This is a genomic window from Dictyobacter halimunensis (assembly GCF_036245075.1).
Map to the genome: position 1 here is coordinate 1,181,186 of NZ_BSRI01000002.1, position 18,124 is coordinate 1,199,309.

The following is an 18,124-nucleotide window of genomic DNA, read 5'->3' on the forward strand; positions in this document are numbered from 1 at the left end:
CACAGGACTATTTATGCGGCCGCGTGCTCCTGCCCATTGATACTGGCGATCAGGGTGGCGTCACTATATGGCTGTACCGTGATCATGATCTCTCCGTGAACCACATCGGCCAGGATGATGTCACCGGCGCGAAAGGAGCCGCGCAGGAGCGCCTCCGCCAACGTATCATCTAGCAAGCGTTGTACGGTACGTCGTAGGGGACGCGCGCCATATTCGGCATCATAACCATGCTCAACCAGGAAGGCGCGCGCCCTATTTGTGACCTGTAGTTCGATATCGATGGCCGCCGTCCTCTGCTGGGTCTGCGTTATCATTAAATCAACGATCTCGCGCAGATGGGCAGGTTCAAGGGGATGAAAGACGATCATTTCATCGAGGCGATTGAGCAATTCGGGCCTGAACGCTTCTTTCAAGCCTTGAAAGATCTGTTCCCGCATACGCAGGTACTCCTCATGGCGCGCTTCCCGTTCATGGCGCTGGCTGCTAAAGGCTATTCTCCCCGGCCGCGCATGGGTGGTGCCAATGTTTGAGGTCAAGATGATGATGGTATGACGAAAATCGACACGCACGCCATGTGCATCGGTCAAATACCCGTCCTCTAATATCTGCAGAAGAAGATCAAGCACCTTGGGATGGGCTTTTTCAATCTCATCGAATAGCACGACGCTATAGGGTCGCCGCCGTACCGTTTCGGTTAACTGCCCCGCCTGATCATAACCAACATAGCCGGGAGGGGCGCTGATCAGGCGCGAGGTATGGTGGCTCTCCATAAACTCCGACATATCTAGCTTTAACATGGCATCTTCATTGCCAAAGAGGGTGGCCGCCAGCGCGCGTGCCAGTTCGGTCTTGCCAACACCGGTCGGACCCACAAAGACAAACGAACCGATCGGACGACGACAATCACGCACGTCCGCCCGCGAGCGTCGAATAGCCCTGGACACGGCCAGCACCGCCTCATGCTGCCCGATGACGTGTTTATGCAGGCTGCCCTCAAGATTGAGCAGATGAAAGCGTTCTTCTCCGGCTATCTGTACTACCGGGATACCGGTCCACATGGCGACCACGTCAGCGATATCCTCCGCCGTCACCACCATACCATGTTCCTGATTAAACGCATACCAGTCGTGCTCAGCCTGCCATAACTTTTGACGCAGCTGGCGCTCCTGGCACAGGAGATGGGCGGCCCGTGGAAAGTCTCGTCTGGCAATGGCGCAATCCTTTTCATGATGGACCGCGCCAAGGGAGCCACGTAGCTGCAATACCTGATCGGGGAAGAACGAGCGCTGCACGCAGACGCGCGCGGCCGCTTCATCCAGGACATCCAGGGCTTTGTCGGGCTGGAAACGGTTCTGGATATAGCGCGTGGACATTTTGACCGCCGCCTGCAAGGCATCGTCTGTGAGCGTCAGACCGTGAAATTCCTCATAGCGCGCGCGCAGGCCCCGCAAGATCTGCAAGGTCTCTTGCTCCGTGGTTTCAGCGACCAGCACAGGTTGAAAGCGCCGTTCCAGGGCGGCATCGGCCTCGATGTTTTTTCGATACTCATCCAGGGTGGTCGCGCCGATGCATTGAAACTCGCCACGGGCCAGCATAGGCTTAAACAGATTGGCGACATCTAACGAACCCTCGGCCACACCCGCCTGGGCCAGCGTATGCAGTTCATCAATGACGAGGATAATCTCCGGCGTTGTCGTAATCTCATGCAAGATATGCTTCAGCCGCTCCTCCAGATCGCCACGAAATTTGGTACCGATCGCCAGCGAGCCCACATCGAGCGCCACTATGCGATGCTTTAACAAACCATCCGGCACCCGGCCCTGAATGATGCGCAGAGCCAGTCCCTCGGCGATCGCGGTCTTTCCGACACCTGCAGGGCCAATCAAGACTGGATTGTTTTTGGTGCGACGCAATAAGATCTGCATGGTACGCTCAAGCTCAGCCTCGCGTCCAATCAAGGGATCTAAGAGATTCTCCAGCGCGGCCAGCGTCAGGTCGCGACTAACCTGGTTGAGGACCGGCGTGGCCTCGTAACGGGTGTGATAATGGGTCGAGAGCAGCAGGCGCTCGTAGCCGCCGTTCATTAAGGCGGCGAACTGGCTACGAGCCACATCCAGGTGGATACCAAAGCTTTCCAGCACGCCCAGCGCTACGCTATTCTGCTCCTCTAGAATAGCCAGAAACAGATGCTCTAAACTCACCAGCCCATCCTCACCTTCACTGGCTACCTCTTCCGCGCGCGCCAGGGTCGCACGAGCAGCTACATTGAGGGATGGCTCGCTTAAAATAGCTTTATTTCCACGTCCAATCACGAAATCTAACGCCTGTGTAATGCTGGCGGTACTCACATGTAGGGACGCAAATAAGCCCTCGATCAGCGTGTCTTGCAATCTCAATATGCCAAGCAGCAGATGCTCAGAGCCGATCAGGCGATGACGCAGGCGCTGAGCCTCTTCACGAGCAAAGGCGATGACTTGCCGCACGTCCGGGCAATATTTGTCGTATCTCCCCATCTTTATCTCCTTGTGAGGTCACTATCTGTCGCAGTGTCTTATGAATACATATCGGGATCATGCATTTTTTTAACAGAGCCATGAGTCGAGGGTTCGTAAATCAGGGGGAAAAGTCCTACCAGGCTACAGATAAGCGATTGATGCATGATAGAACATAGCGGGCAATACATCATGAGGGGAGGGCACAAAAAAAAGGACCGGCTTTACAACCAGTCCTTTGCGTGGCGTACCCGATAGGAGTCGAACCTACGACCTACAGATCCGCAATCTGTTGCTCTATCCACTGAGCTACGGGTACTCATACTGCCTTTCGACATCTGTCAGAGAGTATAGCAGACCCTCACAGAAACGTCAAGGTTTGAGCAGCGACCTTTACACATAAAAAAGCTTTGCGCTATGAATGAGACATAGAGCAAAGCACTATGTGTGGCGTACCCGATAGGAGTTGAACCTACGACCTACAGATCCGCAATCTGTTGCTCTATCCACTGAGCTACGGGTACTTAGCATCAGTATGCTTGATGGACAGGTAAGCAAGGGGTTTACCAGAAACCCTTGTTACTGTCTCTCACTGACGGGGATAATAATATCAGAGCTACCGGCATTTGTCAATACATTTTCAGCCAGAACATAAATTTTGCCTGTCTGTATCGATTGGCGCCTTCCCTGCCATATCGCCATGCGGCAAAAAGGGTTCCAGCGATGTGGAACCCTCAGTAAGACATTCAGAATGAGAAACCATGTATAGCCATAACATCAGGTGGCGAAAAATATACTGGAAAACGCTCTGGTTTATCAATTCAGCTATAGCAAATACCCTTATGCTTGCAAAACATGCTGCTATTGACACGTTTAAATAGCATAGATGTCGCGCATTGCTATACTGGCACTCGGTTATGCAAGTCCATCAATCACATCGCGCGCCCGACTGAGGGCCTCGCGGCGCACATAGTAATACGCCCATAAACCCTTCTTGCGGCAATCCACCAGACCAGCATCTCTTAAGATACGCAGGTGATGAGAGATGGTCGGCTGCTCCAGCGTAAAGCTCTCCACGATTTCAAAGACACACACCTCTCCCTCATGACGGCTCAACAAACTCAGGATACGTAAACGCGTTGGATCGGCCAGCGCTTTTAATAAACGTGCCTGCACAACAGCATCTTCTTCTGTCAATGTCGGTACAAACTTCGGTGTAATAACACTGGGGTTGTTCAAAGGGGCGGTCTGTCTGTTGAGCATCCCAACAGTGTTTGTCGCACCATTTGGAACTGAGGTCGTGCGATTCGGATTACCCTGATTCATCGATGTCATTTTCTTCTCCTTCCATCCTCCCAACCGGATGTGAAACCTCTAATAGATTTGTGGCTTATGGTATGTGCATACCTACAATTATTATAGAACTCTATCCAAATTGTTAGCAGCAAATATGCATCTTTTCGTTTTTATAGTTTTTAAAGCATCTTGTTAAGCTTTTCCAAAAACAGCAAAAGACAAATAAATATTCATTAATGCTAATACAATAATGAAGAAAAACATAGAAAAGGGTGGTGATCCTGGCATGGTAGGGCCAGGATCACCACCCTTTTCTATCGATGTGGTTACAATTTTTGCAGAAGCTGGAGATTCGTGCCTTCGGCCATGACACTACGTGCCTACGGCACTCACAAGAGTATAAAACATTGGAGCCAGCGGCGCGTCCGCGCCGCTGGCTCCAATGTTTTATACTCTTGTGGACAAGAATCCGCTTAGCGCTTTTCTTCAGGGCGCGCTGTCCTCGTCAACGTTTTAATTCGTGAAAACTTTCTGCTTAGCGCTTCTCTTCGGGGCGCAGGGACAGGTGTAGCTCTTGGAGCTGTTTGTCTTCGACAGGCGCGGGGGCGCCCATGAGAAGATCCATGGCGCTCTGGGTCTTGGGGAAGGCGATCACATCGCGGATGCTATCGGCATCGGCGAACAGCATGATCAGGCGGTCAACACCCAAGGCGATACCTCCGTGAGGCGGGGCTCCATACTCAAAGGCTTCCAACATATGCCCGAATTGCTCTTTGATCTGCTCATCGGTCATATTCATGAGTGAGAAGACTTTGTGCTGAAGGTCAGCGACGTTGATACGAACGCTACCACCACCAATCTCGAAGCCATTGCAGATGATGTCATACTGCCGGGCGCGAACGTCGAGCGGGTCGGTATCCAGATGGCTGATGTCGGCTTCGTCCATGCCCGAGAAGGGATTATGCTCGGCATCGTAGCGCTTGAGCTCTTCATCATAGTGGAAGAGCGGAAAATCAACCACCCAGCAGAGGGCGAGTTCATTGGGATCGATCAGGTTCAGGCGCTCGGCAAGCTTGCTGCGCAGTCGAAACAGTACGTCGTTGCTCACCTTGGCGCTATCGGCCACGAAGAGCAGCAGATCTCCAGCTTTGCCTTCCAGACGATCGATAATAGCCTGCACCTCTTCCGCCGTCATGAATTTGGTTAAGGGCGACTTGATATCGCCGCTCGCATTGATGGCCAGCGAGACCAGTCCTTTTGCTCCCAGCGTGCGTGCGAATTCTGTCAGCTCGTCTACCTCTTTACGACTGTAGCCGCCCGCGCCCGGCACGCGAATCCCCTTCACGATGCCATTGGCCGCAAGGGCGCTCTTAAAGACACCAAAATTACCGGCACTGGCCAGGTCGGAGATCTCTACCAGCGGCAGATCAAAGCGCAGATCTGGATGATCTGATCCATAGCGGCCCATCGCATCTTTATAGCTCAGGCGCGGGAACGGGCGCTGCTTGATACGCTTTTTGGTGCTGGTCTCAATCAAGCGGATCAGCAGGTCCTCAATCAAAGACATGACGTCTTCTTCAGAGACAAACGACATCTCCAGGTCAAGCTGCGTAAATTCTGGCTGGCGATCGGCACGCTGATCTTCATCGCGGAAACAGCGCGCGATCTGGAAGTAGCGATCCAGACCACCAACCATCAAGAGCTGCTTTAACTGCTGGGGCGACTGGGGCAGAGCGTAGAACTCTCCGGAATAGAGACGGCTGGGCACCAGGTAGTCGCGAGCGCCTTCAGGGGTACTCTTCATCAAAATAGGCGTTTCGACCTCGACAAATCCGCGCTCATCCAGGTAATCGCGCATCTCTTTCACCACGCGATGCCGCAAGACGATATTCTCGCGCATACGGGGGCGGCGCAGGTCCAGATAGCGATATTTCATCCGCAGTATCTCATCAGCCTGGACAGCATCACTGATAGGGAAAGGAGTCGTGCGAGCAGGATTCAGAATCTGTATATGCTCCGCGGCAATCTCAATCTCACCCGTGCTTAACTGTGGATTTTCGGTTCCAGGCAGGCGCCGTACAACTTTACCACTTACCTGTACGACATATTCCGAACGCAGTTCGGTCGCCACTTTATGGGCCTCAGCTGACTTCTCGGGATCGCAGACAACCTGTGTCATCCCATAGCGGTCACGAATATCTAAGAAAATGAGTCCGCCATGGTCACGGCGCCGGTTGACCCAACCCGCCAACTTGACCTCCTGGCCGACTGAAGACGCAGTTAATTCGCCGCACGTATGCGTGCGGTATTGCACCTCAAAACCCACGTGAGTATCACTCCTTTAACGTGTTACAGAAGCAAGGTGCGGCATGCAGCGCATGGAACGGCTTGCGCGCTCACTCGTAAGGAGGGGATCAATCAATACCCACGCCAGCCGCCACGTACTTCTGACTAAAAATCACTGCTGCACCCGCAAGTTAACAGCAGTGAAAAGATTGCATTCTCTCTATTGTGGCACAGTCGTCAATCCTTTACGGATTTGGGCGGCAGGCTGCGGTTGAAGAGACATCTATGACAATCTGATTGGTCGCCGCGGAACTGGGGGCGGCCGCCAGCAGATTGACATGATTGGTGCGCGCATCAAACGCGGTCCCCTTGACGCCAGAGACAAGTGTTGACGATACGTATTGCTGCTCTAAACTGGCGCTCGGCAGGTTACTATTCGGCGCGATGACCCCACCACCCATACTATTAGCAGTCGCAGAGGCTGCGGGGGTAGCAGCGGCCGCCACGCTATTGGGCGCTTTGACCACAAAGTTTAACACACGATGATTTGTGTTATCCACCACAAAGAGATGTGCCGCATTATTCACCATGCCGACCGAGAGCAGCGACTGCCGCGTCTGCGCTGTCGGCGGCGGAATGCTCAGGAATTTGCTGATTGGCGCAGTCGGGGTCGCCACCGGAGTGGCGGCATTAAAGTTCTGCGCGTCCTGGGACCAGGGCGTATTCACCGTCTGCTGAACCAGCACTCCCGCCTCCAAAGCTTTGGGGCTATTCGCCTGCAGGCTGGCGATCTTTCCATCGCTATGTAAGAGAAAGATTTGCCCGTTTGGTAAGGCGGCCGCGCTCACCAGGCCGGCAGAAATGGAGATCTGCGTTGTAGCCGGGTCTTTATCGAGCTTATCCACGTTGTAATTCAAGAGCGTGGCCTGATTCTGATTCGCCTGGCTGGACGCCGAAATTACATACACCTCACCAGCCCAGGCCGTCAGGAGCAGTGGCGTCTGATTGGTAACCAGTTCGGGTTTGATGGCCGTGCCATTATTCACTTTCTCCGTCAGCTTGTTATTCTGCCATTTGTAGGCGTGCAGGTGATAATTAGCGCTTGGCTGGGCGGAGGTCAGGGTGTAAAGATACTGGTTATCGCTGGTCAGCAGGATAATCTTGTCATTGCCCAGCGGCACTTTTTGCAAGGTATGCTGGTCATTGACCTGGTAGACCGCGCCATCCAGACCTAGAACATAGCTTACCGTGTGATCTTTATCGGTCTGCAGGGTGGCCAACGAACTCGTCTGTATGTCTGATCCACTCGCATTTAACGTAACCGGCGCCTGATTGACGCACGGCAGACCTACCGCGAGGGACCGCTGATTATAATTCGTCAGGGCCGTCTTAAACTCAGAAGTCAGATTATTTTGCAGAGATATCAGTTGATCACTTTGCTGTGGATTGAGCGAGGCGCCCTTCAGGCTGCGTAACTCTTGCTGGGCCTGCGTAAGATTGGATAAGGCTTGATCTGGCTGAGAAGATACCTTCAACTTTGCCTGTGAAATTAAGGTATCGGCGTTATTTAACGTGGTCTGAACCGCCGAGGGCCTTAAGAAATACCACGCACCCGCTCCCGCTAGGGCCACTATCAATAGGATCGCGACCACGATCGTTGGCAGTAGTAGCCGATTGCGCTTGCGCCTGGGCACATTCACCGCGGCGTGAGGCGCTGTATACCCTTTTGAAGAAATAAATGCTGGTTCAGCAGCAGGCGGCGGCAGAGGACGACTGTTGATACGACCATCTTCAACACGCGGCGGTGTAGAAACTCCGAGCGAGGATGAAGGCACGCGACCCAGGACGGCGGTACTCTCATCCGCGACATGGTTACCACCACCCACATGGACAGGATGCTGGAGAGCAGCAGGCACATCATCACCCGCCTCCATGACTCGAACGACGATGGCGGTAATATTATCGGCTCCACCATTCTCATTGGCTCGCTCAACCAGGTGGTACACGCTCTCTTGCGGCATATATTGATTGACAATCGCCCGCAGATCTTCTTCACCCACCGGACCCGAAAGCCCGTCAGAACAAAGAACAAAGGTATCGCCATCCTCCAGAAGCTCTGTGAAGACATCCACCTCAACCTCGGCCTGCGTGCCCAGGGCACGTGTAATCACATTGCGCTGCGCATGCGAACGAGCCTGATCTTTCGTCAGTAAGCCCGCACGTACCTGTTCTTCTACCCAGGAATGGTCCTGCGAGATCTGCCTCGCCTGACCATGACGTACCATATATGCACGGCTGTCTCCCACATTCGCGATATAAGCTACTCCCCCGCGTAGCACGGCCGCTACACAGGTGGTCCCCATACCACTACGCATCATATTTTCTGCCGCCCGTTGATGAATTAACGCATTTGCTCTTTTAATCGCATTCATCAATGAGAGAGGGATATCATCAGCCTCATCTTGGTAATAGACGTTGCTCACCGTGTCTACAGCGATTTCGCTCGCCACTTCCCCTGCTGCATGTCCCCCCATGCCATCAGCTACAATAAAGAGCGCACCTTTTTTGGCCATAACCTGGCTGTCTCTTGGAATGACATAGGCCATATTATCTTCATTATGGGGACGTTTACGGCCAACGTCTGTTAGCTGTGCGACATCGAGCCGGAGTTGTTTGGACAACGCGCTTCTCTCCCGTACTTCAGTAGCTCTCGATTTGTGCGCACTGCCCACTAGGCAGTTGCTGGAACTTTAGGCTATAATACACCGATACCGAGAAAAACGCAACGTAATACACATTTTTTGGCTGCGATCTTCTCACTCACCTACTACTTATACCGCTCACTGCACATGAGTATACTCTTTCAGACCGCGACGTGCAAGATATATACACGGCGGTACTAGCAACGCCATACCAGGAGGGCAAAGGAGCTATGCCATTGTCGTCAATCAAGCAGACCCTTTTACAGGCGCTTGATGAGCAATTCCCTTTGTACCTGCATGATTGGCAATCTATCTCTACTCAAATTTATACTTCACCAGCGCCAAAGATACAAGATATCTGGCTGTCACTTTTGCGTCATCATGGTTTTTTCGTACAATACCTTGACTCGGGTCAGCAGATCCTATATGGCGAGTATATGGTTGAGGCACCACAAACACTGCTTTTTTATATAAAATATACACCATCGCTGGCAATGCAGCAGGCTACGTTTCCTCTGCTCTCACACCTGGCGGCCATCCGCGCCTATAGTAGTCGGCGCGAGCCATTCCCCCTCAACGTCAAATGGCTGATCGACGGCCAGGACGACGTATCCGCCAGCGCTCTTGCGCATTTTTTCACCCAACATCGCTCCCTGTTACAGGCAGATGACTGTATCCTGTATACCACAAAACATGAAACAGGCAAAGAGGGTATACAACCTGAATTGCTGCTGGGCATAAAAGGACATTTACAGGTAGAGGTCTCGCTGCGAACCGCGGACCACTCCATCCCAACCGCCTACGGGGCCATCGCGCCGGATGCCGCCTGGCAACTTATCTGGTCCCTGGCCGCGCTTAAGGATGCGCGTGAAGATATTTTACTGGAAGGTTTTTATGATGACCTGCAGGCGCCGGAGGATGAGGTCGTCGCGTCCATCGCGCAGCTACCAGATACCAGTACAGAGCTTAAACAGGCCTGGGGCACCGAACATCTGCTCATGGATATCGAGGGGGTCAGGCAGCATTACGCCTACTGGCTCACGCCTACCTGCACCATTACACTGCTCAGCAGTCCATCAGATCCACAGACCAGCGGTGACCGCGATCTTCTACCAGCACAGGCTCATGCCAGGTTAGATTTCCGCCTCGTATCCGCGCAGGATCCTTATAAAATCTTTACACAACTTCAACATCACTTTGCTACCCATACGTCCTATCCCGTCCAGTGCCGTCTGTTGTCCGCCAGCCGGCCCATCGCTATCTCGGCCAGGGAGCCACTGGTACAGCGGTGGCTGCAGGCGATCGACGGTGCCTCGCGGCAGCCACCAGTACTGCTGCCACTGGCGAACGACCTGTATGGCTACGCCTTGATTAGCGACCAGCTGGCGTGTCCCGCTATGGGGATCGCCCTCCCTGTATCATCTGACGCGACGCTTGAGGAACAATTACGTATACAGATGATACAACATGTGCTTTTTCTCGCCAGTTGTGATAAGCCAACGCCTGACCAGGCCAACCAGCGATCAAGCCATTAGTTCCATTTACTAGGCCATTTGTGGATAGCAGAGTATACTGAGATATGTGCATGTTGCTCACAATCAACATGTTACCTGCGCATTTTTTCTATAGAAAATGCATACGCTTCAAGAGCAACAGGGTAATACCTATCTTTCCTATTTATTTCCACCCTGCACGCTTGTGAGATGCGCTATGTAGACCATACTTCTAATGCAGAGAATAAAGTGGGGGATCAGGGGTCAAAACAGCAGGTATTGTGACCACGTAAAAATCAAAGACGTTATAAAGCAGTAACATCTAGCGGAAAATGTCATCGCTTATATAACATCTTTGCCAATCTTCTGTAATATACACTGGCGTTAGAAGTCTGATGAGGAGAACACAACGAGAATGCACATTGGCATCAACGCACAGTTGTTATCCTACGGTCAGAGCTATCGCAATGGTGGCGTCAGCCGGTATATCCGCTATTTGCTGACACAAATTGCCAGGCAGCCGGGGGATCACACCTATACGGTATTTGTAAATGGACAGGATGTCATTGAGCAGCTGGAACACCATCCGCAAATTACCTTTCTGGCTGCCCCGTGGCCCGAATCCAGGCCCGCAGCCCGTATCGCCTGGGAACAATTAACGCTGCCCAGGTTGGTCCGCCAGCATCAGATCGATGTGCTCCATTCTCCTGTCAATGTACGGCCTGAGCTCTTACCAGCTCGTTGCGCGAGCGTCGTTACGCTGCACGACCTGGCATTCCTGCGCTTCCCACATGTGCTCACACCGGCCAAACGCCTGTATCACCAGACATTTACGTTGCGAAGTTTAAAGCGCGCTGCGCTCCTGATTACAGTATCCGAGAGTACGAAACGAGATGTTCATGAGCTGGTAGGAATTTCATACGAGCGTATTCAGGCTATCTATCCGTGTATCGACGAGCGTTTTTCGAACGTTTCTATAGAAGATAAATTAGATACATTCCGCGAAAAATATGGTGTTAGGGAGGGTTTTATCTTATACCTGGGTACTTTAGAACCCCGTAAAAATATCACTACCCTACTTGATGCCTATGCACAATTGCGGCAGAAACACCATATTCGTGAAAAGCTGGTGCTGGCAGGGGGCAAAGGCTGGCTCTACGATACCATCTTCGCCAGGGTCCGTCAGCTTGGCCTGGAACAAGATGTGTTGTTCCCCGGCTTTGTCCCCGACGATGAGCAGGCGTTATGGTATAAAAGCGCTTCCGTCTTCGCCTATCCTTCATTGTACGAGGGTTTCGGCATTCCGGTGGCGGAAGCCCTGGCCTGCGGTACGCCGGTAGTCACCTCGAATGTATCAAGCTTACCCGAGGCCGGGGCGGGGCTGGCGCTGTGTGTTGATCCACAGGATGTAACCGCGTTGAGCGCCGCGCTCTACCAGGCATTGACCGATCAAACCTTGCGCGAACGTTGTCAGCGTCAGGCGACCATGGTCGCTCAACAATTTTCAGCCCGGACCATGGCGGAAAAAACGATCGCAGCATATGAAATGGCTGCCAAAATACATCATTCACAACGTATAACGTTTGTTCAATAGTATGAGATAGTATAAAATATATGGCTCGAATTATACAGAACAACGAATCAGCGCCAGCCGCGAGGACCACAACCGAGGTAACACATGAAATGGGCGGAGCAACAGGACCAATCACGAAGGTTATCTCTGAACGCAGGTCTATACGTCGCCATTGGCGTATCGCCGAAACCATCTTTATGGTCGTGCTCGATATGCTGCTGACCCTTTTGGCCTGTTACGGTGCCTATCGCCTGCGCTTTAAAACACTTTTGCATAACCCGATGCTGGAGGGGTTAAAATTCCAGATCTTTGGCTATTATACCGGCGCGGCCCCTGATAATAACCAGCAATTCTCCTCATATATGCCGCTGTGGGCAGGCGTGATCGCGGGATTAATCATCATCTTTGCGGTGCGTCGCCTGTATCATATCCGCCTCACAGGTAACTCGTTCCGCCAGGCCTGGTTAATTATAACCTCGACCACCATCGGGATGGCCTTTTTAATCACGTACTTTTTCTTTTTTCAAAATAACAATCAGTATGATCCCGATACCCTGATACCCAATTCACGCCTGTTAATTCCGTTTATCTGGTTTACGACGATTGTTGTGCTGATCGCCGGTCGCCTGGCGGTCGCGGGTGTGATGGGTCTGCTCTACCGCATGGGACTGGGAGAGACGCGTGTGCTGGTCGTGGGCTCGGGCCGCCTTGGCAAAATGGTAATGCAATGTCTGGCTGCCAGCCCCAATCTGGGTTTTTCCGTGGTTGGCTTCCTGCACGATATGACCGAGCCGCCTGGTGATTTTGGTCGCTTTAAAATGCTGGGTACCATCGATGACATTGGAATGGTTATTCGTTCAATGCAGGTAGATGAGGTGGTTATCGCCCTCCCTTCTCACCTCAATAATCATGCCATCCGCAGCGTACGGCTCTGTGAACGCCTGGGAGCCTCCTTTAAGCTGATCCCCGATCTCTATGAGCTCAACCTTTCGCGCATTGATATGGAAAGCATCGAGGGCATTCCACTGCTGGGTATTCGGCAGGCTTCGCTCAATACGCCACAGCGTATTATCACGCGCACAATCGACATAGTCATCTCATCCCTGGGGATGATCATTGGTTCACCACTCTACCTCTTTATCGCGCTGGCCATCGCGTTTACATCATCCGGACCTATCATCTATAAGCAGGAACGGGTAGGATTAAACGGCAAACATTTTGAGATGTTCAAATTCCGCTCGATGTATAAAGACGCCGATCAACGCCTGGCTCAGCTCCTCAGTCATAATGAGGCCCAGGGGCCAATCTTTAAAATACGCGAAGATCCGCGCGTCACGTCGGTGGGCCGCTTTCTTCGCCGCACCAGCCTGGATGAGATTCCTCAGCTATTGAATGTGCTCAGAGGCGAGATGAGCCTGGTTGGTCCACGTCCCCCTCTGCCACGCGAGGTGGCTCAATATGAGGAGTGGCAGAAGGGGCGCCTGGCGATCAAACCCGGCTGCAGCGGTCTCTGGCAGGTACGCGGCCGCAGCAATATCAGCTTCGATGAAGGCGTGCTGATGGATATCTACTATATTGAGAACTGGTCCCTGCGCCTGTACATACAGATCCTTCTGCGCACCATTCCAGCCATCTTATTCAGCAGAGGAGCGTATTAACGTGAAAGTAGCATTAGTGCATGACTACCTCAATCAAATGGGGGGGGCCGAGCGTGTGGCACTGGCGTTTCATGAGATTTTTCCAGAGGCGCCTCTTTATACCTCAATCTATGATCCTAAACGTGTCGATCCCGCATTCCAGAAGATGGATATTCGCACGTCATTTATGCAGAAATTACCCCTGGTGACAAAGCATCATCAGCCCTACCTGCCGCTCTATCCATTTGCGATGGAGAATCTGGATCTACGCGGCTACGACCTGGTGTTGAGCAGTTCGAGCGCCTTCGCTAAAGGGGTGATTACGCGGCCGGAAACAATGCACATCTGCTATTGCCACACCCCTATGCGCTGGTGCTGGAACTATCAGGAATACGTTGAACGTGAACATTTGGGGAAAGTGGCCCGTGGCGTGCTGCCGTTTTTAATCACCGGCCTGCGCGTGTGGGACCAGACCAGCGCACAGCGGGTAGATCATTTTATCGCCAACTCGCCCGCGATTGCCGAACGGATCCGCAAATATTATCGGCGCGAGGCCGCCTATATTCCACCGCCGGTGGATACGAAACGCTTCCCATTCGAGCCCGATATGCTGCCAGGAGACTATTTCCTGGCCGTTAGCCGCCTCATTCCGTATAAAAGGTTAGACATGGCGATCGAGGCGTGTAATCGCCTCCAACTACCACTGGTCATCATCGGTGGGGGCCGCGATGAGGAGCGCCTGAAGCGGCTGGCAGGTCCCACCATTCGCTTCATGGGGCGGCTCTCAGATGAAGAGGTCATCTACTACTTCCAGCATTGTCGCGCCTTCCTCTTTCCTGGCGAAGAAGACTTTGGCATCACGCCGCTGGAGGCCCAGGCCTGCGGCCGTCCAGTTATCGCCTACGGAGCCGGAGGCGCCCTGGCATCCATCATTGATGGCGTAACGGGCGTCTTTTTCCAGGAACAGACGGTAGAGAGCCTGGTAAGCGTTCTGGCAACCTTTGATGAGCGCCGCTTTGATCCACAGGTGATCCATAATCACGCGCTCGAATTCGATAACTCGCGCTTTAACCGGCGCATCCTCCAGTTTATTGAAGCCAAGATGCAAGAGGGTAAGGTGGCGCCAGTATTATCAGCCAATAAATATTGAGAACGTATCTTACTTTCCTCTTATTGGGGGCGCATGGGCGTCCGCTGCGCGGCCGCACTGGTTATGGTTGTTGGTGCATCGGGGGCTCATGAGCCCCCGATGCACCAACAACCATAGAACTTTTGAGTGCCGCAGGTGCTCAGATACCTGTTTTAAGTAGGTGGGGCAGGGGCGCTGCAGCGCCCCTGCCCCACCTACTCACCACATGAGCACCACAGGTGCGAAATTTTGCCCGGCTTCCTAGCAACTAAGTACATCTGGTTGACAGTGGAAATTGGAGCCTTTATAGTAAAACAGGTTTATTGGATTGCGGAGTAAACTAAAAAAAGATAGATGTACTCTGCTATTTCCATACGTAAAGCATGCAGTGCGGATTGAGCACTCTAACATAAAAAATTATTTCGTGGCCAGTCCTGGCAGTGTTTGCATCCGCTGCGCGACATTGCCAGCCCGCTGGCCGCCGGGCACATCAAAACAAATTTGCGACTTATGAGGAGGAAACGCATGCACGAACGAGAGAATCAGGAGAGTGGATCGTTTAAAAAACCACCAACTCAGGGCCTTCCCTCTCTCAATGGCACAAGTAAACAGCGCGCGGTCTTACGCAATCCCGATGAGGGCACCAGTAAGCATCAGGCCATTCAACAGGTGATCTCGCAAAAGACCAGTGAGCATCGCGCTATACCCAGGCGCCCAGAAGGCATGGCACGGGTAGACACGCCCCCTGAAACAACTCGCGTGCCACGTCCTACCCTCCAGGAGCCAGCTCCTCAGAAACTGCGCAAACGTATTTTAACGTTTGGGGGAATCTTTCTTATTTTAGCCATCGTAGCTGGACTGGTCGGTTATTTTCTGGCTACAGGCATATTCGCCAGCGCGCCCGCAAGCAACACCGCAGCCGATTTCTTGAATGCCCTGAACACAAAGAATTATGGCCAGGCGTACAAAGATCTCGGGCCCGCGATTACGATTCGGACGTCACAGGACCAGTTCACCAAACAGGCTCAAATTCTTGATACCTGCTATGGGCCGGTGCAAGACTACAGCGAAATCGCGAATAGCGCTCAAGTAACCGATAACAGCCAGATCTACTCCTATACCATTAAGCGCGTCAAGAATAAAACCACGGTCCCCTACAAGCTGCAGGTTACGCTGCAAAAAGATCTTGACGACGGCACCTGGAAAGTTACCGATTATAGCAACAATATGGGCCCCGGCCAACCTGTACCGGCTTGCAGTAAATAATCTTTTAGGCAACAAAAAATGTTGTAGGGGTGAGGCCCGCCAGGCGGGCCTCACCCCTACAACATTTTTTGTTGCCATCTGATGACTTAGGAAAAGGCGCTTTCTCCAGTGATGGCCTGGCCGATGATCAGGGTATGGATGTCGTCAGTACCTTCATAGGTGAAGACCGATTCCAGGTTGTTCATGTGGCGGATAATGGGATACTCAAGCGTAATACCATTGGCGCCCAGGATCGTGCGGGCCTCGCGCGCGGCATGCAGCGCTTCGCGCACATTATTGCGCTTGGCGACGGAGATCTGCACGGGATGCAGCAGCCCCTGGTCCTTGAGGCGCCCCAGTTGTAGAGCCAGCAACTGGGCCTTCACGAGCTCGGTCGCCATCGTCACCAGTTTCTGCTGAACCAGTTGGAAGCGGGCAATGGGCTGCTGAAACTGTTCGCGGGTCTTCGCGTAATCCAGGGCCGTCTCATAACAGGACCGCGCCGCTCCAACTGCTCCCCAGGCGATACCAAACCGTGCTTCATTTAAGCAGGATAGCGGTCCGCGCATCCCTCGGATATTGGGCAGCATGTTCTCAGCCGGCACACGGCAGTCCTCAAAATGCAGCTCAGAAGTCACAGAGGCCCTGAGTGAAAGCTTGCGATGAATATTACTGGTTGTAAAACCAGGGGTGCCACGCTCGACCAGGAAGCCACGTACACCATCTTCTGTGCGCGCCCACACCACCGCCACATCAGCAATACCGCCATTGGTAATCCACATTTTGTTGCCGTTAAGGATGTAGGAGGAGCCATCGCGACGCGCGGTGGTGCGCATATTGCCCGCGTCGCTACCAATATCTGGCTCTGTCAGACCAAAGCAGCCGATCACCTCACCTTTGGCCATCGCCGGTAACCAGCGTTGCTTCTGCTCCTCCGAACCAAAGGCAAAAATAGGAAACATAGCCAGCGAGCCCTGCACCGACACAAATGAGCGGATACCGCTATCGCCCGCCTCCAACTCCTGGCAGACCAGGCCATAGCAGACAGCGCTCAGGCCTGCGCAGCCATAACCATCTAAATGCATTCCCAGCAGACCCAGGTCGGCCATTTCGGGAATCAGTTCACGTGGGAAAGTGCCGGCCTCAAAGTGTTCTCCAATCACCGGCATGACGCGTTCACTTACAAATTTGCGCACGGTATCGCGTACCATGCGCTCCTCATCGGATAAGAGTGTGTCGAGCGCATATAAATCGGTTGCCGCAGGCAGCGGCGCCTGTGCAGTTCCATGGGGGTTGGCTACGGGGGGCCGTTCGGTCATAAAATCGTTCCTCTCCAGACAATGCCTGTCCATGTGTATACAGCGAGCTATTCAACAGTAAATATCTCGTCAGCCCTTTTATTATAGCGTATATTCACCGTTATATGCTGACCAGTAACACATAACTATCAGAAGTTGTATAGATTGGTGCGGCCGGGCAGGGGCGCCCCTGCCCCGGCCGCACCAATCTATACAACTTCTCCCACAGCCCTACCGTAATAGGGATATATGCATTAAAATATATTATTAATATAACGTCCAGGAAGGATTAACATGCCTAAGGTTAAACGAAGGGTCTATCGCGCAACCTATCGCAAAAAACGACCACGCATGACTTTTTCTTCTGCCTTTCGATTTTCTGTGGTCGTTGTGGCCTGTGTAGCAATCGGCATCGGCATCATTAGTCTGCTCGTCTCTACTTTGGCTCCCCACCTCGCATCCCGGCTCAATGGATCCGCTGGCCCCTATAACGTCATGGGAAAACCGACGATCAGCGCTGACTTCATCAATGAAGTGCTCACTCACTACCATTCACCCGCCCAGGGCAAGGGTCAGGCACTCTACGATGACGGTGTTAAATATAATATCGATCCCGCTTATGCCCTGGCATTCTTCATGCAGGAGAGCCAGTTGGGGACGCAAGGGGTAGCCAGCATCACCCATTCGCTCGGCAATATTCGTGCTACCGATGGCCATCCCAGCTATGATGGATATCGCAAGTATGACACCTGGGAGGAAGGCTTTGATGATTGGTATCAGCTCATCTCAAAACAATACATTCAGAATTGGGGCCTGACTACCGTCGATCAAATTATCCCCGTCTATGCTCCCGACAGCGATAATAATAATGAGCAACAATACATCAGCTCTGTTGAATATATGGTTGATCGCTGGCGCAACGGCACAGTAGATATTTCCTGACCATACAGAAAGGGAGCCAGACCGCTGACCG

General features: G+C 52.7%; 11 protein-coding genes and 2 tRNA genes. 6 read left to right on the forward strand and 7 right to left on the reverse strand.

From position 1 onward, the window contains the following. Positions 1-11 precede the first annotated feature (11 nt). The 6 genes from AABA21_RS18935 to AABA21_RS18960 form a co-directional block, all read right to left on the reverse strand. Positions 12-2,513 (reverse strand): ATP-dependent Clp protease ATP-binding subunit, encoded by a 2,502-nt coding sequence (locus tag AABA21_RS18935; protein ID WP_338252925.1) that lies wholly within the window; start codon positions 2,511-2,513, stop codon positions 12-14. 222 nt (positions 2,514-2,735) lie between these two features. Continuing rightward, a tRNA-Arg gene (locus AABA21_RS18940) sits at positions 2,736-2,811 on the reverse strand. Between the two features lie 129 nt (positions 2,812-2,940). After that, positions 2,941-3,016, reverse strand: a tRNA-Arg gene (locus AABA21_RS18945). Positions 3,017-3,407: 391 nt separating this feature from the next. Continuing rightward, a complete protein-coding gene (locus AABA21_RS18950; protein ID WP_338252927.1) occupies positions 3,408-3,827 on the reverse strand; it encodes an ArsR/SmtB family transcription factor in 420 nt (139 codons plus the stop codon). A gap of 496 nt (positions 3,828-4,323) precedes the next feature. Next, positions 4,324-6,114: an aspartate--tRNA ligase gene (aspS, locus tag AABA21_RS18955; RefSeq protein WP_338252929.1), complete on the reverse strand. Its 1,791-nt coding sequence runs from the start codon at positions 6,112-6,114 to the stop codon at positions 4,324-4,326. Positions 6,115-6,319: 205 nt separating this feature from the next. Next, positions 6,320-8,755, reverse strand: a complete 2,436-nt coding sequence (locus AABA21_RS18960; RefSeq protein WP_338252931.1) for a Stp1/IreP family PP2C-type Ser/Thr phosphatase — start codon at positions 8,753-8,755, stop codon at positions 6,320-6,322. Between the two features lie 251 nt (positions 8,756-9,006). Here AABA21_RS18960 and AABA21_RS18965 point away from each other — a divergent pair, with 251 nt between their 5' ends. The 5 genes from AABA21_RS18965 (at position 9,007) to AABA21_RS18985 (ending at position 15,874) form a co-directional block, all read left to right on the forward strand. Beyond that, entirely contained in the window at positions 9,007-10,311 is a 1,305-nt protein-coding gene (locus AABA21_RS18965) for a zinc-binding metallopeptidase family protein (protein WP_338252933.1), read from the forward strand. A gap of 373 nt (positions 10,312-10,684) precedes the next feature. Next, positions 10,685-11,863 carry a glycosyltransferase family 4 protein gene (locus tag AABA21_RS18970; protein WP_338252936.1) on the forward strand — a complete coding sequence of 393 codons (1,179 nt, stop codon included), beginning with the start codon at positions 10,685-10,687 and terminating at the stop codon, positions 11,861-11,863. 20 nt (positions 11,864-11,883) lie between these two features. Further along, on the forward strand, positions 11,884-13,500 hold the full coding sequence (locus AABA21_RS18975; protein ID WP_338252938.1) for a sugar transferase: 1,617 nt from the start codon (positions 11,884-11,886) through the stop codon (positions 13,498-13,500). Position 13,501: 1 nt separating this feature from the next. After that, positions 13,502-14,629, forward strand: coding sequence for a glycosyltransferase (locus tag AABA21_RS18980; protein WP_338252940.1), 1,128 nt, complete (start codon positions 13,502-13,504; stop codon positions 14,627-14,629). A gap of 504 nt (positions 14,630-15,133) precedes the next feature. Next, entirely contained in the window at positions 15,134-15,874 is a 741-nt protein-coding gene (locus AABA21_RS18985) for a hypothetical protein (protein ID WP_338252942.1), read from the forward strand. An 86-nt stretch (positions 15,875-15,960) separates the two neighbouring features. Here AABA21_RS18985 and AABA21_RS18990 read toward each other — a convergent pair whose 3' ends face one another. Beyond that, the gene (locus tag AABA21_RS18990; protein ID WP_338252944.1) at positions 15,961-17,172 is read right to left on the reverse strand and encodes an acyl-CoA dehydrogenase family protein; all 1,212 of its coding nucleotides are present in this window, start codon (positions 17,170-17,172) and stop codon (positions 15,961-15,963) included. Positions 17,173-17,445: 273 nt separating this feature from the next. On the opposite strand from AABA21_RS18990, the gene AABA21_RS18995 reads away from it, so the two are divergent. Beyond that, positions 17,446-18,093, forward strand: a complete 648-nt coding sequence (locus AABA21_RS18995) for a glucosaminidase domain-containing protein (RefSeq protein ID WP_338252945.1) — start codon at positions 17,446-17,448, stop codon at positions 18,091-18,093. Positions 18,094-18,124 lie beyond the last annotated feature (31 nt).